Origin of the sequence: Devosia sp. Root105 (genome assembly GCF_001424865.1) — a bacterium.
In the GTDB taxonomy this organism is placed as follows: Bacteria; Pseudomonadota; Alphaproteobacteria; order Rhizobiales; family Devosiaceae; genus Devosia_A.
Window position 1 is genome coordinate 287102 of record NZ_LMCR01000015.1, and the last position, 19613, is coordinate 306714.

Annotated in this window: 22 protein-coding genes; 18 read left to right on the forward strand and 4 right to left on the reverse strand. The window is 63.9% G+C overall.

Translation table 11 applies throughout. The features are described from left to right. The first annotated feature begins 528 nt into the window (after positions 1-528). From uvrB to ASC68_RS14755, 5 genes are all read left to right on the forward strand, one after another. Complete coding sequence (gene uvrB, locus ASC68_RS14735) at positions 529-2910, forward strand: excinuclease ABC subunit UvrB (protein ID WP_082528216.1); 2382 nt, start codon at positions 529-531, stop codon at positions 2908-2910. Positions 2911-3080: 170 nt separating this feature from the next. Beyond that, the gene (locus ASC68_RS14740) at positions 3081-5843 is read left to right on the forward strand and encodes a hypothetical protein (RefSeq protein ID WP_055880629.1); all 2763 of its coding nucleotides are present in this window, start codon (positions 3081-3083) and stop codon (positions 5841-5843) included. 299 nt (positions 5844-6142) lie between these two features. Then, a complete protein-coding gene (locus ASC68_RS14745; protein ID WP_055880632.1) occupies positions 6143-6433 on the forward strand; it encodes a hypothetical protein in 291 nt (96 codons plus the stop codon). Between the two features lie 389 nt (positions 6434-6822). Continuing rightward, positions 6823-7173, forward strand: coding sequence for a hypothetical protein (locus ASC68_RS14750; protein ID WP_156387340.1), 351 nt, complete (start codon positions 6823-6825; stop codon positions 7171-7173). Positions 7174-7463: 290 nt separating this feature from the next. Further along, positions 7464-7742 (forward strand): DUF1905 domain-containing protein, encoded by a 279-nt coding sequence (locus ASC68_RS14755; protein ID WP_055880637.1) that lies wholly within the window; start codon positions 7464-7466, stop codon positions 7740-7742. A 5-nt stretch (positions 7743-7747) separates the two neighbouring features. On the opposite strand, the gene ASC68_RS14760 is transcribed toward ASC68_RS14755, so the two are convergent. Then, positions 7748-7945: a hypothetical protein gene (locus ASC68_RS14760; protein ID WP_055880640.1), complete on the reverse strand. Its 198-nt coding sequence runs from the start codon at positions 7943-7945 to the stop codon at positions 7748-7750. A 425-nt stretch (positions 7946-8370) separates the two neighbouring features. Between ASC68_RS14760 and ASC68_RS14765 the strand changes: the two genes are divergently transcribed. The 10 genes from ASC68_RS14765 (at position 8371) to ASC68_RS14810 (ending at position 13577) form a co-directional block, all read left to right on the forward strand. Next, the gene (locus tag ASC68_RS14765) at positions 8371-8703 is read left to right on the forward strand and encodes a cupredoxin family copper-binding protein (RefSeq protein ID WP_055880643.1); all 333 of its coding nucleotides are present in this window, start codon (positions 8371-8373) and stop codon (positions 8701-8703) included. Between the two features lie 79 nt (positions 8704-8782). Then, a complete protein-coding gene (locus ASC68_RS14770) occupies positions 8783-9226 on the forward strand; it encodes a cyclic nucleotide-binding domain-containing protein (protein WP_055880647.1) in 444 nt (147 codons plus the stop codon). 75 nt (positions 9227-9301) lie between these two features. Next, a complete protein-coding gene (locus ASC68_RS14775; RefSeq protein WP_248310546.1) occupies positions 9302-9646 on the forward strand; it encodes a hypothetical protein in 345 nt (114 codons plus the stop codon). A gap of 75 nt (positions 9647-9721) precedes the next feature. Then, a complete protein-coding gene (locus ASC68_RS14780; protein ID WP_055880649.1) occupies positions 9722-10261 on the forward strand; it encodes a pyridoxamine 5'-phosphate oxidase family protein in 540 nt (179 codons plus the stop codon). 353 nt (positions 10262-10614) lie between these two features. Next, the gene (locus tag ASC68_RS14785; RefSeq protein ID WP_156387341.1) at positions 10615-10983 is read left to right on the forward strand and encodes an SH3 domain-containing protein; all 369 of its coding nucleotides are present in this window, start codon (positions 10615-10617) and stop codon (positions 10981-10983) included. 167 nt (positions 10984-11150) lie between these two features. Then, positions 11151-11504 carry an SH3 domain-containing protein gene (locus tag ASC68_RS14790; protein WP_055880654.1) on the forward strand — a complete coding sequence of 118 codons (354 nt, stop codon included), beginning with the start codon at positions 11151-11153 and terminating at the stop codon, positions 11502-11504. 196 nt (positions 11505-11700) lie between these two features. Further along, on the forward strand, positions 11701-12072 hold the full coding sequence (locus tag ASC68_RS14795; protein ID WP_055880656.1) for an SH3 domain-containing protein: 372 nt from the start codon (positions 11701-11703) through the stop codon (positions 12070-12072). Between the two features lie 231 nt (positions 12073-12303). After that, positions 12304-12762, forward strand: a complete 459-nt coding sequence (locus tag ASC68_RS14800; protein WP_055880659.1) for an SH3 domain-containing protein — start codon at positions 12304-12306, stop codon at positions 12760-12762. 108 nt (positions 12763-12870) lie between these two features. Next, positions 12871-13293, forward strand: coding sequence for an SH3 domain-containing protein (locus tag ASC68_RS14805; RefSeq protein ID WP_055880662.1), 423 nt, complete (start codon positions 12871-12873; stop codon positions 13291-13293). A 62-nt stretch (positions 13294-13355) separates the two neighbouring features. Further along, positions 13356-13577 carry a hypothetical protein gene (locus ASC68_RS14810; protein ID WP_055880664.1) on the forward strand — a complete coding sequence of 74 codons (222 nt, stop codon included), beginning with the start codon at positions 13356-13358 and terminating at the stop codon, positions 13575-13577. Positions 13578-13706: 129 nt separating this feature from the next. On the opposite strand, the gene ASC68_RS14815 is transcribed toward ASC68_RS14810, so the two are convergent. The 3 genes from ASC68_RS14815 to ASC68_RS14825 all read right to left on the reverse strand — a co-directional run bounded on the left by ASC68_RS14815 (position 13707) and on the right by ASC68_RS14825 (position 15771). Beyond that, entirely contained in the window at positions 13707-14147 is a 441-nt protein-coding gene (locus tag ASC68_RS14815) for a hypothetical protein (protein WP_055880666.1), read from the reverse strand. A 282-nt stretch (positions 14148-14429) separates the two neighbouring features. Beyond that, the gene (locus ASC68_RS14820) at positions 14430-15377 is read right to left on the reverse strand and encodes a DMT family transporter (RefSeq protein WP_055880669.1); all 948 of its coding nucleotides are present in this window, start codon (positions 15375-15377) and stop codon (positions 14430-14432) included. Between the two features lie 70 nt (positions 15378-15447). Then, positions 15448-15771 (reverse strand): hypothetical protein, encoded by a 324-nt coding sequence (locus ASC68_RS14825; protein ID WP_055880671.1) that lies wholly within the window; start codon positions 15769-15771, stop codon positions 15448-15450. A 271-nt stretch (positions 15772-16042) separates the two neighbouring features. On the opposite strand from ASC68_RS14825, the gene ASC68_RS14830 reads away from it, so the two are divergent. The 3 genes from ASC68_RS14830 to ASC68_RS14840 are packed head-to-tail and all read left to right on the forward strand — an operon-like array spanning position 16043 to position 19498. Next, positions 16043-16849: an SDR family oxidoreductase gene (locus ASC68_RS14830; RefSeq protein WP_055880672.1), complete on the forward strand. Its 807-nt coding sequence runs from the start codon at positions 16043-16045 to the stop codon at positions 16847-16849. Next, complete coding sequence (gene uvrC / locus ASC68_RS14835) at positions 16846-18753, forward strand: excinuclease ABC subunit UvrC (protein WP_055881274.1); 1908 nt, start codon at positions 16846-16848, stop codon at positions 18751-18753. Before ASC68_RS14830 ends, uvrC begins: the two co-directional genes overlap by 4 nt. Positions 18754-18760: 7 nt before the next feature. After that, on the forward strand, positions 18761-19498 hold the full coding sequence (locus ASC68_RS14840) for a carbon-nitrogen hydrolase family protein (protein WP_055880675.1): 738 nt from the start codon (positions 18761-18763) through the stop codon (positions 19496-19498). The last annotated feature ends 115 nt before the right edge of the window (positions 19499-19613 follow it).

A 19613-nucleotide genomic window follows, 5' to 3' on the forward strand; every position in this document is an offset into this window, starting at 1 on the left:
CAGGCAACGAGGCTCCGCACACCCCCTCCGAGCTGCGCTAGCTCCGCTGTCGCTCCCAAGCTCCGCTTGCCTCCCCCGTCAAGGGGGAGGTGGGCATCGTGCCTTTGGCCCCCCTGTTCCCTTTCCGTTCGCCACGCCCTATATTGACGTGGAACCACGACAACACTGACAGATTCTGACAGCACACCTATCTATGGTGCTGGCTGCGCACCGCCCGCGCTCCTATCGCGGGGCGCCAAGTGAACCAAACGCCGAGAGTCCGCCATGCCCCCGAAAAAGCCGGTTTCCGACTTCTCCATCGATGACTTCCTCGGCGAGATCGAGAAGGCCGAGGACGAGCGCCTGAACAAGCGGCTGCCGCAGGAGCGCCTGAAGAACAAGCGCGCCCTCGACAACGCCGCCCGCCGCGCCGCCGAAGCCGTCGGTACCGGCATCCAGCCGCTGACGCCCCAACCCCTGATCAAGAAGGCCGATGGCCCGCTGGCGCAGGAAAAGCCGAAAAAGACGGCGCGCTCCGCCGCCACGGGCATGCAGCTCAAGGCTCCCAAGTCGAAGGCCAACTCGGTCGATCGTCCGGATTTCGGCGGCATGGGTGAGTCGGACCAGGCCGGCTTCGGCCACCTGCCCTCCGGCCACGTCACGGCCCGCGATATCTCGCGCCAGGCGGCGAAAGACCCCGAGGTGATGGAGCAGCTGCGCGAAGCGCTCGAGACCTCGAAGAAGAAGGTCAGGGCCAAGAACATGCCCGGCCAGTCGCTGGCCGGCGCGCAGACCGTCGGCATCTCCGCCACCGTGAAGGCGCTCGAGGATATCATCCTGCACGGCCGCAAGGAGGTGGAGGGCAATAAGGAGTGGAAGCCGCACCGCCCTGCCCCGCGCGACAAATCCGAAGGCGGTGTGCCGTTCAAGCTGGTCACCAGCTACGAGCCGCGCGGCGACCAGCCCACCGCCATCGCCGACCTGGTCGAGGGCGTCGAGAACGGCGAGACCGACCAGGTGCTGCTCGGCGTCACCGGCTCCGGCAAGACCTTTACCGCGGCGCAGACCATCATGCGCACTCAGCGGCCGGCGCTGATCCTTGCGCCCAACAAGACGCTGGCCGCTCAGCTCTATGGCGAGATGAAGTCGTTCTTCCCCGACAACGCTGTCGAGTATTTCGTTTCCTACTACGACTACTACCAGCCCGAGGCCTATGTGCCGCGGACCGACACCTATATCGAGAAGGAATCGACCATCAACGAGCAGATCGATCGCATGCGCCACTCAGCGACGCGCGCCCTGCTCGAACGCGACGACGTCATCATCGTCGCTTCGGTCTCCTGCATCTACGGTATCGGCTCGGTGGAAGACTACACCGCCATGACCTTCGATCTCCGCAAGGGCCAGAAGGTCGACCACCAGGAGCTGCTGCGCTCGCTCAGCCAGCTGCAATACAAGCGCGGCGACACCGGCTTCGTCCGCGGCACTTTTCGGGTGCGCGGCGACACGGTTGAGCTGTTCCCGGCCCACTATGAGGATGCCGCCTGGCGCATCACCCTGTTCGGCAACGAGATCGAGTCGATCGCCGAGTTCGATCCGCTCACCGGCAAGAAGTCGTCGGACCTGCTCAGCGTCCGCATCTTCGCCAACAGCCACTATGTGACGCCGCGCGCCACCCTCACCGGCGCCATCAAGGAGATCCGCAAGGAGCTCGCCGCCCGCCTGCAGGAACTGAACGGCGCCGGCCGCTTCCTCGAAGCCCAGCGGCTCGAGCAGCGCACCCTGTTCGATCTCGAAATGATGGAAGCCACCGGCTCCTGCGCCGGCATCGAGAACTATTCGCGCTACTTCTCCGGCCGGAAGCCCGGCGAGCCGCCACCGACGCTGTTCGAATACCTGCCCGACAATGCCCTGGTGTTCATCGACGAAAGCCACGTCACCGTCGGCCAGCTCGGCGCCATGTATCGCGGCGACCTGCGCCGCAAGGCCACCCTCGCCGAATACGGCTTCCGCCTGCCCTCGGCCATGGATAACCGCCCGCTCCGCTTCGAGGAGTGGAACGCCATGCGCCCGCAGACCATCTACGTCTCGGCCACCCCCGGCGCCTGGGAAATGGAACAGTCCGGCGGCGTGTTCGCCGAGCAGGTCATCCGCCCCACTGGCCTGATCGATCCGCCGGTCGAGATCCGGCCAGCAAAAACCCAGGTCGACGACGTGGTCGACGAGATCCGCCAGGTGTCGAAGGCCGGCTACCGCACCCTGGTCACCGTGCTCACCAAGCGCATGGCCGAGGATCTCACCGAATACATGCACGAGCAGGGCATTCGCGTGCGCTACATGCACAGCGATATCGACACCATCGAGCGCATCGAAATCATCAGGGATCTCCGCCTCGGCGCCTTCGATGTGCTGGTCGGCATCAACCTGCTGCGTGAAGGCCTCGACATCCCCGAATGTGCCCTCGTCGCCATCCTCGATGCCGACAAGGAAGGGTTTTTGCGCTCCGAAACCTCACTGATCCAGACCATCGGCCGCGCCGCCCGTAACGTCGACGGCAAGGTCATCCTCTACGCCGACAACATCACCGGCTCCATGGAACGCGCCATGGCCGAAACCAGCCGCCGCCGCGAAAAGCAGACCGCCTACAACGTCGCCAACGGCATCACCCCGCAATCGGTGAAATCCAACATCAAGGAAATCGTCGACAGCATCTACGAACAGGACCACGTCACCGTCTCGATCGGCAAAGACAAGAGCGGCAAGGAAAAGGTGCAGGCCGGGGCAAACCTCGCTGCGGTGATCAAGGACCTGGAACGCGAGATGCGCGAGGCCGCAACGAACTTGGAGTTTGAGAAGGCGGCACGGCTGCGCGACGAGGTGAAGCGGCTAAGGGAGATGGAGTTGGATGTGTTGGAGGGTGGGGTGGAGTAGCGCGATCGAACTCGAGACTTCGAGCCGCGCTGTGGAGCCTGCTATCCGTACTACTTGAACGCCGGAGCTGTCGACGTTGCGTGGACTCTTCGGCTAACGTAGCTCTCACTACTACCGACTTTCGCTTAGCCTAGCCTTTGATTATGTTGGTCTCCCTGAGGGGGACTCACATGCTGCTTGCTATTACGCTCGCCTTGGCGGCGATTGTTGTCTTGTTGATCGTCTACGCCGCCTATCTCAGGCTGAAACTTCTCACTGGAAAGGGTCGTTTTGCCGCATCAATTGTTGGCGCGATAATGCTGGCCGTTCCTACAACCATATTTGCAGTGGGACAGCTAAATTTTCTCGAATCCCTTACGTCCAATGTTCTGACGCTGATGGGCAGATCAAGTCTCATCGGCCCTTGGAGCGTCGCCTCGAAGGCGCTGGACTACTTTCTAATAATTGTTCTTTGCCTAGTCTTGATCCGGACCCTCTATCGCTTCGGACAATCGACTATAGAAACATGGGACGGCCCTCCAACCTCGCTGGACGCCCAGTTGATCGCGAGCGGTACCGAGATGGAACTCTTCCAAATCGCTCGGGAGTATCTCGCCATGCGAGCCACCGGAAAAGCTGACGTCGTGATTGACGAAAGAGCTTTGCATTCGAGTCTAGAACTCAGCGACGCCCCCCCGAACCCGCACTGGGACCTTTTCGCGCGAGACCTGATTCTCGAGGCGATTAACGAGATCTCGGTTGCCGAGACTGCCTGGAGCACGGAGCTAAACTGCTGGTTTGGCACCCTCGCACCAGTACACGATCCAAGCAAGACCACTACCGTTGCCGTCCTCCCCGTCTCTCAAGAACTTACCTCCAAACAAGCCGTCACGCTACTTCACGACCGTAAAGGCCAGTACGGGCATCTATACGTCTGCGTCGACAGTGACGACCGTCTTGATAAGGTATTTGACCACGACGGTGTCAAGGTTCGGATAATTAGCAAGGCCTCCCTGCTATCTCTTGGCGTAAATCTGAGAGGCTACTGCGAGGATCTTATTAGCCGGTTCGAGCGTGACAGTGTCTTGGGTACGGCCCTTACTCTGTCCGACATATTTGTTGAGCCAACGTTGGTTCAGAAGGAGGACGGAGCCACCACGACATTCTCTGCCCTCATCGACGATTGGGTTGCAAAAGAAGGGCGACAGCAGCTCTCCCTCGTAGGAGAGTTCGGTCAAGGCAAGTCAAGCGCCATCTTACAATATTGCGCTGACTGGGCCAAATCTTACATCGCCAACCCACAAATAAATCGTCGCATTCCACTCCTCATACCGTTGAGAGGAAGGGATCCATCAACACTAACAAGGTCGAATTTTCTTGCCGCGTGGGGAGCTCAGCACCGGCTATCCGGTCGCGCGTTGCTCAACCTTGTCGTTGCCGGGCGTGCTATTCTGTTCTTTGAAGGGTTCGACGAAGTGAACAACGCCGGGCTCCGCTCTCAGCGGCTCGCCCAGTTTGATGCCCTCTGGCGCTTCGCGTTTCCCAGATCGAAAATCGCCTTCACCGGGCGTCCAAACTTCTTTCTTGATGACAAGGAACTTCGCCGCCTGCTCCGGATCGACGAGATTATGGCAGCATCGGGACAGCCATTCGCAACTCTTTACTCTTTCAGATTCTTCGACGAGCAAAAGATAGAGGAAGCGCTCCGTCCATTTCCGCAGTCCACGTCGGACGGCATTCTCGCGCACTACCGCACCGATGCCCGTTTCCGCGACATCGCTTCGCGGCCGTCGATGCTGCCCTTGATCGCCATCACATGGGACGAAATCAAAGAAAGCTTGGTCAACTCGGGCAAGGTGACCTCCGCGAAGATCATAGAAAACTACATCGAATTTGAGTACCGAAGGAAGGAGAGAGAGGTCGAGGATGAGCAGATCAAAAGCGGCCTCACCAAAAAGCAGAACTATCTGCACGTCCCCCATCGTGTTAAAAATTTTTACATGATGGCCATTGCTCGCGACATGCAGCGCGCGGGAATGTCCAACACCATTTCCCGCGATGACCTAGAAAAATCCATTCGAGCCGCGCAGTTGGTATCTGAGGCCTATGTCGCGCACATAGACGCAAGCGACGAGGAGATCCAGTACACCAAGGACTACTTAACGCAAGAAAGAGAACAGGGCGCTGGAAAGACGCAGGAGTCACTCATATCTGACATCAGAACAACTGGCGTCGTTGTTCGAGATGTGGTATCCGGTCCGGCCGGATATTACTTTCCTCACAAGCAATTTTATGAGTACTTTATCGCTCTATTTTGTTATTGGTCAGTGCAACAAAAATTATCCGGAGAAGACAGAGGCCCATATTGGACCTATTTTTCTATGTCCAATCCATGCCTGCCATTGCTAAGGGAACCGGAGGCGCGGAAATTCTTCGTGGAGATGTCCGATCAGCGTTGGTACGACGCCATATTTACTGTCGATAACGTCAATTTGGCGAAGAGCTATACCATTTTGGCGGCGTCCGCGATTGCATGGGCAAAGATCAATGCGCGCCTAGTTGGGGCTGACAAGATATTCGATGCAATCGACAGCATAAGACTACCGAAGTTGCCTAGATACACGCTCTCGCTGATACTTCCGGCCGCTATTTTGACAGTTATCGTGATGATATTTATGCATTTTCCAACTTTGGTTGCGATTGTATTTGGCGTTGCAACTTTGGCGATAGTGATCGGCATCCGTATCGCGGTCCGCGGGCACTCTCTGTTGGCATTACTTCAATGGTACGAACTAACTAAACTGCGACATCCGGGCGACGCAGAATCGAGAGCAAAAAGGGTTCTGGGCCCGGTAACCTACAAGGCGGCGAAATCGATCGACGACTTCATTTCCGAAAGGCGAGAAGCGGCTGAGCTGCGGGCGTCGGAAAGGGTTCTGAGTCGCGGGGGCTAGGAGGACTGAGCCTCAACCACATCCACGTTCACCGTCGACCAATGAGCTCTGGTTCCTCATACGCTGGTCGCCTGCGGCTGCCGCGTTCGCGAACTAGTCTTCAATGATGAAGTGACGATGAGTTGTTGCCGTTGTCGTAAGACATCATGCGCGCCGATGCCGCATCTATCTAGGATCGCTGGCGTGGCAGAGGTGACCGGCGGCACGGCCGCGCCTCCCCACACTCGGTTCATCCTCAATTCATCATATGACTTTCATGTTCGCCCCGTTGCATCCCGCAACGCGAGGTAAAACATCAAATGCTGCCAAAGCTTAGCGTCACGGCTTTTGCCGTTGCGGCCGCCTGTTTGACTGCCCCGTCCTTCGCTCAGACCTTCCCCGAAATCACTGCAGTTCGCGCCACCGACCTGCTGCGGGCGCCGCCGCCGGATGGCCGGCGGGTCACCGGCATCGCCAAGGGCGAGCGGCTCAGGCTGTACGAATGCGTGGGCAAGCCGACCTGGTGCCGGGTCGGGCAGCTCGCCGGGCCGCATCCCCGCAGCGGATGGGTCGCGGCCGATGCGCTCGATGGCGCCGTGTCCACACAGTGACGGGGACCGGCCCCATGCTCAGCAAACGCCAGGCCGCCGCGCTCGCCTTGATCGCCACGCTCGTCGCGCCCGGCTCTTTCACCACCCCCGCCCTGGCGCAGGTCGGGTCACGCCGGTCTGTCGCAACCCCGGCCACCGGCCGTTCAGCCAGCTCAGCAAGGGCGAAGCGGTAACGCTGCGCGAGTGCACCGAGCCGCGAGGCTCGCTGCGCCAACCCGGCCGCCGCCTGACCGGCGGGGTCAACTCTCAGGCGCTGGACGGCGTCGTCGCCACCAAATGATCGATCGGGCCGGCCGCAGCGGCGCGCTGGCCCGATCCGTGTTGCGCACCCTGTCCCTCGACGGCCACGTCCAGCGCCGATAACGTGCAGCGAATTCTTGGGGGATTTCATGCACATTACGCTTCGTACCGCGCTCGCCGGCCTTCTTGTTTGCGCCGCTTTGCCGGTAGCTGCTGCCGAGCACGCCTTTACCCTGCACAACAACCTGACCAAGCCGATCACCGGCTTCAAGGTGAAAGGCGGCGAGGTCAGCGGCTTCAAACAGATCGGGGCGGGCAAGCGCGTCACCTTCACCGTCATCGTTCCCGGCAGCGAGTGCGCCGCCGCGGTCAGTGCCCGGGTCGGCGAGAGCCGGCGCGACGGCCGGGTCAACCTTTGCGACCAGGGCGGCTACGTCCTCACCCCAGCCGAAGGCGGCACGAAATTCCTGCCGCTGTCGCAGGTGATGCTGGTTCGCTAGGGCGTTTCAACCGACGAACTGACCCACTGCGATCACCCCAAACTCGGTGTCATCCCAGCGAAAGCTGGGACCCATTTCGCAGCCCGCACCGGTGGGGAGTTGGGTCCCAGCTTTCGCTGGCATGACACCGGTGGTGGGTGAGAGCTGAGCCCAATCACCGGCTCCTGCAAGCGACATAGCCCGCGGGCAAGGGCGCTCCGCGGCGGGCAATCGGATGCCGCTCCGCACCCCCTGTCGAAATCCCCCACCGTCGCGCGACATTAGGTCAGGCAAGCGAAAAGGAGCCGATCATGTCAGTAACTCTCCCCACCAGCTTCGAGGCCACTTTGGTTCAGAGTTCCGCCGAGGGCGGCTGGACCTATCTGGTGTGGCCCGAGTCCGTCGCCTTCTTCGGCACCCGCGGCCTCGTGAAGGTCGCCGGCACCATGGATGGCAAGCCGTTCCGTTCCAGCTTCATGGCGCTCGGCAACGGCACCCATAAGCTGCCGGTCGCCGCCAAGCTCCGTAACCAGCTGGGCAAGCGCGTCGGCGACGCCATCGTCGTGACGCTGACCGAGCGGCTCAATTGAGCCGCTCACCCCTGCTCGATGGTCAGCGTGCCATGCGTCCGATCCTCGATGGTCTGCAGCGGCAGGCTCAGCCGGAACTCGTCGCCGGCGGGGTGGTAGATGGCGAAGCGAAAGCCTTTCTGCAGCAGCGCTTCCACCTCGTCCTGGGTGAACTTGGTGTGCCGCGAGGTGCGGCCGTTGAGCGGAATGGTGTGTCTGGGCATGGCGCGTCTCCGGCGTATGTTCTGGCTTTGTTCTAGGCGTGAGGTTTTTGCGGAGTCCACTCCCTTCGTTGGGATTTCAACCCTGCCGCTCTGGCGAGGGCACGGGTGGGCGGGGCGCTGCACGAGCGCGAGACTGCATCGGCGTAGAGGGTTTGGCTCGGTATCGAACCACCCACCGGCTGTCATCCCAGCGAAAGCTGGGACCCAACGCGCAGCCCGTGCCAGCGGTTAGATGGGTCCCAGCTTTCGCTGGGATGACATCGAGTATGGTTCAAGCATCCTTGAAGTGCTCCCGGCTCCCGCGCCCCCCGAAGGAGAGGTGAAGAGGTCGAAGCCGGCACCGCGCCTTCACCACTCCGTGACCCCGCATTGCGCCACCGCCTGCCGGCTCCTAGCCTTCATCGGCCATCCCGGAGGAGGCTCGCATGCGCAATTCGTTCCTCGCCGTTGCCCTGGCGGTGCCGCTGGTCATCGGCGGGCTCGCCCTCGGCGTCCTGCCCGCCGAGGCGGCCGGGCACACCGTCACGATCCAGGGACACAAGTTCAAGCCCGCCAAGCTCACCGTCGCCGCAGGCGACACCATCACCTTCATCAACCAGGACAGCGCCCCGCACACCGCCACCGCCAATGACGGCGCCTTCGATACCGGCCGGTTGTCGACCGGCAAGCGGGCCACCGTCACCGTCAGCGCCGCCGGTGCGCATGCCTATATCTGCAAGATCCACCCCTCGATGAAGGGCACCGTGACCGTCCACTAGCTGCCCAACGGCGCCCGGTCGCACCGACTCGACGGCCACGCTCCGGGCCGCTAGCCTGCCGTCAAACGGGGGATCGACCATGGCCAATCTGCTGGCGCTGACCAATACCTATCCGACTGTGAGCCTCGCGCGCGGCGAGCGGCTGATCGAGACCGGCGAGTCGCGCGGCGAGCTGTTCATCCTCGTCTCCGGTCGGCTGGTGGTCGAGCGCGACGGCGTCGAAGTGGCGCGCATCTCCGAGCCCGGCACCCTGGTCGGCGAAATGAGCATCCTGCTCGGCGCCGATCACTCGGCCAACGTCACCGCCCTCACCCCGGTCGAAGTGCGCCACATCGAGGATGGGCTGCGCTGGCTCGAACAGAGCCCGATCGCCGCCCTGCACGTCGCCACCCTCGCCTGCCAGCGGCTCGATGCCACCAGCGCGCTGCTGGTGCAACTGAAGAAAGAGAGCGAGGGGCACCGCGACCAGGGCTTGCTCGAGCGGCTGTTCGGCGCCGTCACCGGGGCCGAAACCCGCGCCTGAGCCATCGGCAGGGTTGATGGCAGCCATAACCGCGACTGCATTGATCTTGTCGCCGCCCCGCCCGAACATGGCGTCATGCTGAAACACCAGACCCTCGACGGGCAAGACACAGACGATCGCAACGACCCGGAGGCGCCCGCCGCCCCGCTCTCGAACGGCGGCCCGCCGTTGAACGACTCGCCGCGCCCCTGGGGCGATAACGGCATTGGCAACTATTTCGAGTGGAAGGCCGCCAGCGAAAAGGCCTTCAACGACGTGCCCTACGATATCGCGGTGATGCGGGCCCGCCGCGCCGAGGCGATGGGGCTCACCTACCGAGAGTACACCCTCGAGATTCTCGAGCGCGGCCGCTACCTCAGCGCCGACGCCGATGCCGAGCGCATCGCGGAGATCAAGCGACGCCGCCCGATCCGCTACTGATCACTTCGCCATCAGGTGGCAACTCCGCAGGCCCTTGGCCCGTTTGCCTCGTCATCGCAACGACAGGAGCCGATCATGGCCAATGAAGAACATCGCCTCACGCCCGCCGAGCTCACCGACAAGGCCTGGCACCTCGCCGAGAAGATCCGCATTGCCCTCCTAACCAGCTGGGATGGCGAGCAGCAGCGCATCCGCCCGCTTGCGGCCACGGTCGATCGCGATGCCGACGTGATCCAGTTCCTCATCGGCGTCAGCGGCGGCACCACCTTGGCCGACGCTACCGGCGCCCCGGCCCTCACCTTGGTACAGCAGGTCGAGAAGTACCCGACCGTCACCCTCGCCTTCGCCGATCACGACGCGCAGGACTATGTCACCATCACCGGACAGGCGGCGGTCAGCAATGATCGCGCGCGGATCAAGGAGCTGTGGACGCCCTTCGCGAGAGCCTGGTGGGACAGCGCCGACGACCCGGAAATCCGATTGCTCACGGTGACGCCGGAAAATGCCGAGATCTGGGAAGGCCCCAACCAGCTGGCCGCCACCGCCCTCATGCTCACCGCCGCGATTACCGGAGCGAAGCCGCCGGTGGGCGACCATGGCGCGGTGCGGATGTAGCAAGGCCCACCGAGGGCGTGGGGCGCGACACCTATCGGTTTGAGACGCTCTCGCCTTCCCCAGCGGCTGTCATCCCAGCGAAAGCTGGGACCCAACCATCGGCTGGCGCGGGCTGCGAAAGCCGGACGAGGGCAGAGCCCTCGCCGTGAGGTCCCAGCCTTCGCTGGGATGACACCGAGTTTGATGGCGCCATAGTGCCCCACCCATTTCCCTCCGGACTTTCAAAGTCCGAGCCGTGGCATCCCTTGCCCTGGCAACTGCGCAGAACCGCGCCCCCCCGCGCATGCCCCGATTTCGCCCGCTTTCCGGCGTTGCTGCTCGCCAACAAGAACAACAACAGCCGGAGTCTCCCGATGCGTATCGCCCTTCTCGCCCTCAGCCTCGTAGTCGCCAGCCTTGCGGCGCTGCCGGCCGAAGCCGCGTCGCGCGGCACGGCACGGGCTTCGGCCGATATTCCGGTGCGCAGCGGGCCGGGCGCCGGCTACCGCACCATCGGCACGCTGCCCAAGGGTAGCCAGGTGCAATTGCAGCGCTGCACCAGGGACTCCAACTGGTGCCTGTTCCTCGGCAAGGATGGCGAGCCGGCCGGCTGGGTGCGCGGCTCCTACCTCGTCGGTTCCGGCGCCAAGCTCGAGGTCACGCCCTACAAGTTCGAAGGCTTCGATCCGCTCGATCCGATCGATACCTGCGACGACGACGACAACAGCATCTTCTGCTGGTAGGCGCCGCCGCCTCAGGCGCCACCTTTGCCGCCACAATGATGAACAGATTCCGCGCAAGGCGCGAAATCATTCTACATGTACAAGGGTTTCAGCTTCGGTTCAGGCACATCCTTCTAACTTCACGGTCAAGGCAGTAACGCCAACCCACGAAACGAAGGAAACCGAAGATGTCTTTCCGCGCTCTGAAAACCGCCGCTCTCGCCACTCTCGTCGTTATCGCCACTGCTGGCGTTTCGATGGCTGCCCAGTACGCCTGGGTCGAGAACAACACCAAGGTGAAGAAGTTTCACCAGCAGGCCTCGCAGAACGTCAACTGGGTCCAGGCCGGCCAGAAGGTGAAGATCGTCGGCCAGTGGAACAACTGGTACAAGCTGCAGATCCCGGGCCAGGATGGCTGGGTGAAGGGCAACGTGCTCGATTTCGCCCAGCAGTATCCGTTCCCCGGCTACGGCTATGGCTATGGCGGCTCGTTCTGCATCAACGGCCAGAACGCCTCGTTCTGCCTGAGCGGCGGTTACTGAGCTCCAGCCTGCGTGCTTCAACCCCATTCGGGTTGATCTTTACGGCGCCTCCGGGACCTCCCCCCGGAGGCGCTTTGTTTTCCAGGGGTTTTGGACTGCCGGGGTTTCAGGCTGCGTTCAGGTTGGCCCTGCTACACCTCATGACAAGGCAGCGATGCCACTAGCGACTTCAACGACTCCAACCAAGGATCCCATCATGTTCATCACCAGCATCAAGACCGCGGCTCTGGCCACCGCCATCGTCCTCGCCACTGCCGGCGCCTCCATGGCCGCCACCTGGGCCTATGTCGACCAGGACGCCAACGTCCGCAAGAACCACCAGAACGGCTCGCAGCCGATCAACACCGTCTACGAAGGCGACAAGGTGAAGGTCATCGGCCAGTGGAAGAACTGGTACAAGCTGCAGATCCCCGGCCCGGATGGCTGGGTGAAGGCCGGCGTGCTCGATTTCGACTATTACGATGACGGCCCGGTCTACCCGGTCAAGCCCGGCTACGGTTACGGCTTCGGCAGCAGCTTCTGCGTCGACGGCAAGAACGCCCAGTTCTGCCTCGGCACCAGCTACTAACCGGGCGGCTTCGCCGTTAGGCGAAACGCTCCCTCGGGCGGCTTCGCCGCTAGGCGAAACCCCTACCCCATCGGCTGTCAGCTCAGCCGACCGCAAAGCGCTCCCGGGACCTCCCCCCGGGGGCGCTTTCGTTTACCAGCGGTTAACACCTCTCCACTCCGGCAACGCAGCGTTTCGGGCCCCTCGCGCGTTACTCCCTTCCAAGTTACTCCCCTCCAAAAGGAGTCCCGTATGTCACCAGTTCGCGTCGCCCTCTCAGTCCTTGCCACCCTTGCCGGCCTCGGCCTCGGCATAGCACCGGCCAGCGCCGGCGGCGCCGTGGCGTCGGCCGTCGTCAATGTCCGCGCCGGCCCGGGTGGCAGCCATCCGGTTATCGCCGTGCTCGCGCCCGGCGAGCGGGTCCGCATCGATCATTGCCGCGGTCCGTGGTGCCTCGTCCGCCAATCCGGCCCGGATGGCTGGGTCGATGCGAACTACCTCACCACGCCGCGTCATTACGCCCGGCATGGCTTCGTCGCAGAGGTCGAGCACGACAGCGGCAGCTATGCTGGCGGCTACTATGGCGGCGAGCGCTACTATGACAACTACACGTTCCTCGAGCGGCCGCACCAACGGTACCGTGAGTATGATTTCTACGGCGACATCATCTGCATCCACGGCCGCTATGCGCAGGTCTGCCCCCGCAACTGAGTGAGGCAACCCAAGGGCGCAACTGTTCATTTTCGGTTCAGGAAACCCGGAGCAGGTTGGCGGCGTTTGGGGATATCGAGATCACGTTACCTCCCGAAAGGACCCGTCATGCCCCTCCGTCCCATCGCCATCGGCCTTGCCAGCGCGCTGTTCGCGCTCGCCGCCGGCGCCAGCGCGGCCAGCGCCGCCACCGCCTATGCATCCTCGACCGTCAACGTCCGCGCCGGCGCCGGGACCGGCTATGCGGTCGTCGGCGTGCTGCGCCCGGGCCAGCGGGTCGAGATCGACTATTGCAAGGGCGCCTGGTGCCTCATCGAGCAGCGCGGCCCGGATGGCTGGGTGAACGCCAACTACCTCAATGCCGATCGCTACCGCGATCGTGACTATTACGACGACGACGACTATTACGACGACTACGATGACGGCTTCTATCTGGAGCGCCCGCGCTACCGCGCTCGCCCGATCTATCCGTTCTATCGCAGCCAGGCCTGCTTCGGCCGGCCCAACGTGTCGTTCTGCTTCAGCAACTGACCCGCTTGCCGGGCGCTGTGACGCGGCCTATTTAGTCCGAACCACACAGCGCCCGGTGCCCGATGTCCACGCCGCAGATGAAGCCTTACGTGAAGCTCGCCTCCACCCTCGCCAGCGTGGGCCTGGGCATCTTCTTCATCGAACGCTTCGGGCTGACGGAACTGCAGAAGAACGGCAGCATCCACATCGACGGCACGATCCTGTCGATCATGGTGCTGGCGCCGATCGTACTGGTGATCGCCGGCGCCGTGGTCTTCATGGTCGGCAAGATGCGGCGGCTGTAGTCGGCAGTCGGCAGTCGGCAGTCGGCAGTCGGCAGTCGGCAGTCGGCAGTCGGCAGTCGAAGCAGGTCTCACTTTCTACATCGACTGCCTATTGCCGACTGCCGATCTACTGCAGCCGACTGCCGCGTCTCATTCCACCCGCAGCCGCTCGACGTCGATGCCGCGTGCCACGAGCGGCTCGCGCATGCGGCGGCCCATGAATTCGTTGATGCCGTAGAGCGCCAGCGCCGCCACCAGCAGCACGATACCGAAGCCGCGCGTCCCCTCTTCGGTGCCGATGGCGATCGCCGCCAGCACCGCGGCCGCCCCGCCGCCGAGCAGGATGTACCACTTGCGCTCAGCCTGCACCCGAAGGTTGCGGGCGCTCGACAGCAGCAGGTCCCTGAGCTCGAGATCGCCCATCGCCGCCAGCTCCGAGCTGCCGCCTTCGCGCCGGATCGTCTGCATATAGGCCTCGACCCGCCGCTCGATCACGTCCTGCCGCTCGGCATCGCGCCGCCCGCGGAAGAAATAGCTGCCGACGACGCCGATCAGCCCCAGCACCAGCACGACTTCCAGCAGCACAACCATCGGCCAATCCCCTTCCGCCAGGCGTCAACGCCCGTTGTGCATCAGATGTCCCTGAGGGGGTGGGGATTCAAGGGCTGGGGCGTGTGGCCCCACCCCCTCCGAGCTGCGCTAGGTCGCTACGCTCCCAAGCTTCGCTTGCCTCCCCCATCAAGGGGGAGGTGGGGTCCTGAGCTTTGGCACTCCCTTGCCCCAAGCACCGGCAGACACCTCCCCCTTGATGGGGGAGGATGGGAGGGGGTGGGGCCACGCGCTTAACTGCATCCGATGACCACTGCCGATCCCTCAATGCGGCAGTGTCTCTTCCTCTGCCGCGGTCATCTCACCCCGCCGCCCGACCCGGCTCAGATGCCGCTCGCGCGCCATCACCACCAACCCGGCGCCCACAATAATGCCGCCGCCGATCAGCGCTACCGGATCGATCAGATGTCCGAACACCTGGTAGCTGAGGAAAATGCCCCAGGGCAGCGCGAAATAGTTGAACGGCTGCAGCGTGCTGGCCGGGGCTCGCGACAGCGCCACCATCATCAGCCCGTGCGCCGCCGTGGACGTGACCATCACCAGCCCCATCTGCAGCATGGCGCTCAGATCCATCGGCTGCCAGAAGAACACGCCCACCGCGGTGGTCAGCAGCAGTCCGACCACGCCGACATAGACCATGCTGGTCGCCGTAGTGTCGGCGCTCGACACCTTGCGGGTCAGCGCGATGTAGACGGCATAGCTCGCCGCCGAGAGGATGGCGAAGATCACCCCGCCATCGATCGGCAAGCCGCCCGGTCGAACGATCACCAGCGCCCCGCAGAAACCGATGAACACCGCCACCAGCCGGAACAGCCCGACCTTTTCGCCGAGGATCGGGATCGCCACCAGCGTCGCCATCAGCGGATAGACCAGCACCACCGCCTGCAGTTCGGCCAGCGGCACGGTCTTCAGCGCCATGGCGAAAAACCAGATATCGACCACCAGGAGGATCGCCCTGAGCCATTGCAGCCAGGGATATTTTGAGCGGAACGCCTCTCTGAGCGGGCCCTGCCGGCTCACCAGCACCAGCGAAAACGCCGCGAAGGCCCAGAACCGCAGCATGGCGAGCTGGAACGGCGAATGCGTCTGCACCAGCGACTTGGAAACCGCGTCCTGGATACCGAAGATAACGATGGCCAGAAGGGTGAGGCCGATGCCGAGCGCGATATTGTCGGCGCGGCGGCGGGGTTGCCCGGCATGGGGCTCAGTCATGGACCTACTCTATGCAGTCGAGCGCCCCGGGCACGTCGCCCGGGGCAAGTAACGGGAACTAAACCAGAGCTTAGCTGCTGCTCTTCATCGTGGCGTTCTTGATCAGCCCAGCAATGGTGGTCAGCAGGCCGCCGCCGACCAGGCCGGTCAGCCCCTGCCCTGCCAGCGCGCCGATATCCATGCCGCCCGTGCCGGCTGCCGCCGCCGCGGTGCCGACCAGGCCGGAAAGCCCCGGGATCATGCCGGCCAGCCAGGTGCCGAGCCAGCCGCCGATCGCACCGGCGATGGTATTGCCCACCGGCCCGAGATTGACCTGCTTGAGCACGGCCGCAATACCGTTGCCCCCAACGCCGCCGCCAATCAGTTGAACGAGAATCGGAATAATTGCTTCCATTGGACGCTCCTCAGATCCAGCTTTTGGAAGCCGAGTGGCCCCCAACTCGCAAGTGCGACGTTACGCCTGATTGCAGAGAGTCGGTAGTCACAAGCTTGCACGTACTTGAAGCAGCGGGGGAAATCCGGGTGGACCGGCAATTGTTGCCGCCAGTTCTGCTTGCGATACGTGCCTCACGGCTGCCCCTCGCCGGCCGACAACTTGGCGCGCCCCAACCACACAGCCGTCAATTGAAGCGGCGCGCGCGAAGCCCTATCTTCCGGCTCGACTCATGACATCCGCACCCGCACACATCCCGGCCGATTCCAGCCGTGTCGCCCTTGTCACCGGAGCCGCCGACCGCGTCGGCGCCGCCATTGCGCGCCGGCTGGCCGGCGACGGCTGGGCGGTGGTGATCCACTACCGTTCGTCAGCCGAAAAGGCCGAGGCGGTGGCGACCGAAATCCGTGCGGCCGACATCCGCGCCGGGGGCGGCAAGGCCGCGACCATCGGCGCCGATCTTGCCGACCGCGGCCAGCGCGCCCGCCTCATCGCCGAGGCGGCGAAGCCCTTCGGCCCCCTCACCCTCCTCGTCAACAACGCTTCGAGCTTCGAGCGCGACTCCATCGCCGATCTCGATGAGAGCCTGTGGGACGCCCACTTTGCCGTCCACGCCGAGGCCCCCGCCTTCCTGTCGCGCGATTTCGCCGCCCAGCTGCCCGAGGGCAAAACCGGCAACATCATCAACATCATCGACGAGCGCGTCCTCGACCTGTCGCCGGCCTATTTCAGCTACACCCTGAGCAAAGCCGTGCTCTGGACCATGACCCGCACCCTGGCCCAGTCGCTGGCGCCGCGCATCCGGGTCAACGCCATCGGCCCCGGCCCCACCGTGCCGCCGCCGCATGTCTCGCCCGAAGCCCACCTTCGTCGCCTTACCGAGCTGCCGCTCGGCCGTGCCGCCGGGCCCGACGGCATTGCCGATGGCGTCGCCGCCATCCTCGGCCTCGACGCGATGACCGGCCAGATGATCGTCCTCGATGGCGGCGAGCATATCGAATGGCCGGCCCGCCGCGGCCCGACCCCGAGGCGCAAATGACCGAGACGCCTCCCTTGCCAACTACGCCAGCAAGTCCGCCAATCTCCGGCGCCGAGGTCATCAAGACCTTCGTCAAGACCCTGCCCCCCTCACCCGGCGTCTACCGGATGTTCGACGAGGCCGGCGAGGTCGTCTATGTCGGCAAGGCGCGCAACCTCAAGGCGCGCGTCACCAACTATACTCGCCCCGAAGGCCTCGATATCCGCATCCGGCGGATGATCGAAGCGACGCGCAACATGGAGTTCGTGCGCACCGAGACGGAAGCCGAAGCGCTGCTGCTCGAAGCCAACCTGATCAAGCGCCTAAAGCCGCGCTTCAACGTGCTGCTGCGCGACGACAAGAGCTTCCCCTACATCCTGATCGCCACCGAGCACGAAGCCGCCGAGCTGAAAAAGCACCGCGGCTCGCGCCGCATCAAGGGCCACTATTTCGGCCCCTTCGCCTCGGCTTTGGCGGTCAAGCGCACCATCACCGCGCTGCAGCGCGCCTTCCTGCTCCGTACTTGCTCGGACAGCTTTTACAAGGCCCGCACCCGGCCCTGCATGCTGCACCAGATCAAGCGCTGCTCGGCCCCCTGCACCGGCGAAATCTCGATGGCCGACTATAACGAGCTGGTCGAGGAAGCCCGGCAGTTCCTCTCCGGCAAGTCCAAGTCGGTACAGGATCACCTCGCCGCCGATATGAACGTCGCCGCCGAGAACCTCGATTTCGAGCGTGCCGCCCTGCTGCGCGATCGCCTCTCGGCGCTTGCTTTGGTGCAGTCGCAGGGCGACGTCGCCTCGAAATCGGTCGAGGAGGCCGACGTCTTCGCCATCGGCCACGAGGCCGGGCAGTTCTGCGTCCAGGTGTTCTTCTTCCGCGCCTACCAGAACTGGGGCAACCACGCCTTCCGGCCGCGCGCCGACGCCTCGCTCTCCGATGCCGAAGTGCTCGAGGCCTTTATCGGCCAGTTCTACGAGGATCGCACCCCGCCAAAGCAGATCCTGCTCTCGCATGAGCTCAGCGAGAAGGAGCTGATGGAGGAAGCTTTGTCGGCCCGCGCCGGCTCAAAGGTCTCGATCCAGACGCCGCAGCGCGGCGAAAAGAAGGACCTGGTCCAGCACGCGCTCAACAATGCCCGCGAGGCGCTCGGCCGCCAGCTGGCCGAAGGCGCGACGCAGAAGACTTTGCTCGAGGGCGTCGCTACGCTGTTCGGCCTCGACGAGCCGCCGCGCCGCATCGAGGTCTACGACAACTCGCACATTTCCGGCACCAACGCCGTCGGCGCCATGATCGTCGCCGGCGAAGAGGGGCTGAACAAGAAGTACTACCGCACCTTCAACATCCGCTCGACCGACATCACCCCGGGCGACGATTTCGGCATGATGCGCGAAGTGCTGACCCGCCGCTTCACCCGCCTCGCCAACGAGAGCGAACCGGAAGCCGAAGACGAGAACACCGGCATGCCGGATTGGCCGGACGTGGTCTTCATCGATGGCGGCGCCGGCCAGCTCAATGCGGTGCGCCAGGTGATCGCCGAACTGAACCTGCAGAAGGAGGTGACCTTCATCGGCATCGCCAAGGGCGAGGAGCGCGATGCCGGCCGCGAAAAATTCTTCATGGAAGGCCGCGACGCCTTCATGCTGCCGCACCGCGATCCGGTGCTCTATTACGTCCAGCGCCTGCGCGACGAAGCCCACCGCTTCGCCATCGGCACGCATCGCGCCAAGCGCAAGAAGGACGTGATCAGGAACCCGCTCGACGAGATCGAAGGCATCGGGCCGACGCGCAAGCGCGCCCTGCTGCAGCGCTTCGGCTCCGCCAAGGCCGTCGGCCGCGCCGCCCTCGCCGACCTCATCGCCGTGCCTGGCGTCTCCACCCAGCTGGCGCAGCAGATCTACGACCATTTTAACGGCCCCGGCTGAGCGGCGCGTGCAGAGCGTCCGGATCGTCGCCGCCCAGACCGTCGAGTATCGCGAGGACATCGGCGCTGCTTTGCGCTGTGTGGCCAAGCTTGCGGCCCGGGCCGAGGCCGCGGGCGCGGCACTGCTGTGCTTTCCCGAGGGCTTTCTGCAGGGCTACCTGGTCGACGAAGCCTCAGCGCGGCGCCAGGCGCTCGATCTCGGCTCCAGCGCCTTCCAGTCCCTACTCGCCGAGCTTCCCCGTAGTGGGCCCATGCTGGTCATCGGCATGCTGGAGCTGGATGACGGGCAGCTGTTCAACACCGCCATCGTGGTGCAGCACGGCCAGTTCATCGGTCGCTACCGCAAGGCCCACCTGCTGGGCGCCGAACGGGCCTTCACCGCGGGAACGGAGAGCCCCAGCTTCGAGGTCGACGGCCTGCGCTTCGGCATCAACATCTGCTACGACACCAACTTCCCCGAGGCCGCGCAGAAGGTCGCCGATACCGGCGCTTCGCTGCTGCTCTGCGTCGCCAACAACATGCTGCGGCGCGAGACGGCGGAGACCTTCAAGCACCAGCACAACGCCATCCGCGGCGAGCGCTGCCGCGAGACCGGCCTGTGGCTGATGTCGTCCGACGTCACCGGCGAACGCGATGGCCGCGTCGCCTGGGGCCCGACCGCCGTGCTCGACCCGCACGGGCAGGTCGTGGCGCAGTTGCCGCTCAATGAACCGGGCCTGCTGTTCTTTGATCTGCCCCTCAGCTAGGGCCCTGCGCCGATACCGGGAGCAAGATTACCTTGGGGCACGGCGCAAGTAACCGGGCACCGCCCCCAAAAACAAAAGGCGCCCACTGGGCGCCTTCGTTCATCTCATCGCTGAG

What these genes read in the sequence shown, in the direction of transcription:
- ASC68_RS14800 (WP_055880659.1), top strand. Translation starts at nt 12,304, where the DNA reads ATGTCACCAGTTCGCGTCGCCCTCTCAGTCCTTGCCACCCTTGCCGGC.
- ASC68_RS14770 (WP_055880647.1), top strand. Translation starts at nt 8,783, where the DNA reads ATGGCCAATCTGCTGGCGCTGACCAATACCTATCCGACTGTGAGCCTC.
- ASC68_RS14760 (WP_055880640.1), bottom strand. Translation starts at nt 7,945, where the DNA reads ATGCCCAGACACACCATTCCGCTCAACGGCCGCACCTCGCGGCACACC.
- ASC68_RS14765 (WP_055880643.1), top strand. Translation starts at nt 8,371, where the DNA reads ATGCGCAATTCGTTCCTCGCCGTTGCCCTGGCGGTGCCGCTGGTCATC.
- uvrB (WP_082528216.1), top strand. Translation starts at nt 529, where the DNA reads ATGCAGCTCAAGGCTCCCAAGTCGAAGGCCAACTCGGTCGATCGTCCG.
- ASC68_RS14805 (WP_055880662.1), top strand. Translation starts at nt 12,871, where the DNA reads ATGCCCCTCCGTCCCATCGCCATCGGCCTTGCCAGCGCGCTGTTCGCG.
- ASC68_RS14795 (WP_055880656.1), top strand. Translation starts at nt 11,701, where the DNA reads ATGTTCATCACCAGCATCAAGACCGCGGCTCTGGCCACCGCCATCGTC.
- ASC68_RS14745 (WP_055880632.1), top strand. Translation starts at nt 6,143, where the DNA reads ATGCTGCCAAAGCTTAGCGTCACGGCTTTTGCCGTTGCGGCCGCCTGT.
- ASC68_RS14830 (WP_055880672.1), top strand. Translation starts at nt 16,043, where the DNA reads ATGACATCCGCACCCGCACACATCCCGGCCGATTCCAGCCGTGTCGCC.
- ASC68_RS14775 (WP_248310546.1), top strand. Translation starts at nt 9,302, where the DNA reads ATGCTGAAACACCAGACCCTCGACGGGCAAGACACAGACGATCGCAAC.
- ASC68_RS14740 (WP_055880629.1), top strand. Translation starts at nt 3,081, where the DNA reads ATGCTGCTTGCTATTACGCTCGCCTTGGCGGCGATTGTTGTCTTGTTG.
- ASC68_RS14755 (WP_055880637.1), top strand. Translation starts at nt 7,464, where the DNA reads ATGTCAGTAACTCTCCCCACCAGCTTCGAGGCCACTTTGGTTCAGAGT.
- ASC68_RS14750 (WP_156387340.1), top strand. Translation starts at nt 6,823, where the DNA reads ATGCACATTACGCTTCGTACCGCGCTCGCCGGCCTTCTTGTTTGCGCC.
- ASC68_RS14820 (WP_055880669.1), bottom strand. Translation starts at nt 15,377, where the DNA reads ATGACTGAGCCCCATGCCGGGCAACCCCGCCGCCGCGCCGACAATATC.
- ASC68_RS14790 (WP_055880654.1), top strand. Translation starts at nt 11,151, where the DNA reads ATGTCTTTCCGCGCTCTGAAAACCGCCGCTCTCGCCACTCTCGTCGTT.
- ASC68_RS14810 (WP_055880664.1), top strand. Translation starts at nt 13,356, where the DNA reads ATGTCCACGCCGCAGATGAAGCCTTACGTGAAGCTCGCCTCCACCCTC.
- ASC68_RS14785 (WP_156387341.1), top strand. Translation starts at nt 10,615, where the DNA reads ATGCGTATCGCCCTTCTCGCCCTCAGCCTCGTAGTCGCCAGCCTTGCG.
- ASC68_RS14815 (WP_055880666.1), bottom strand. Translation starts at nt 14,147, where the DNA reads ATGGTTGTGCTGCTGGAAGTCGTGCTGGTGCTGGGGCTGATCGGCGTC.
- ASC68_RS14825 (WP_055880671.1), bottom strand. Translation starts at nt 15,771, where the DNA reads ATGGAAGCAATTATTCCGATTCTCGTTCAACTGATTGGCGGCGGCGTT.
- uvrC (WP_055881274.1), top strand. Translation starts at nt 16,846, where the DNA reads ATGACCGAGACGCCTCCCTTGCCAACTACGCCAGCAAGTCCGCCAATC.
- ASC68_RS14780 (WP_055880649.1), top strand. Translation starts at nt 9,722, where the DNA reads ATGGCCAATGAAGAACATCGCCTCACGCCCGCCGAGCTCACCGACAAG.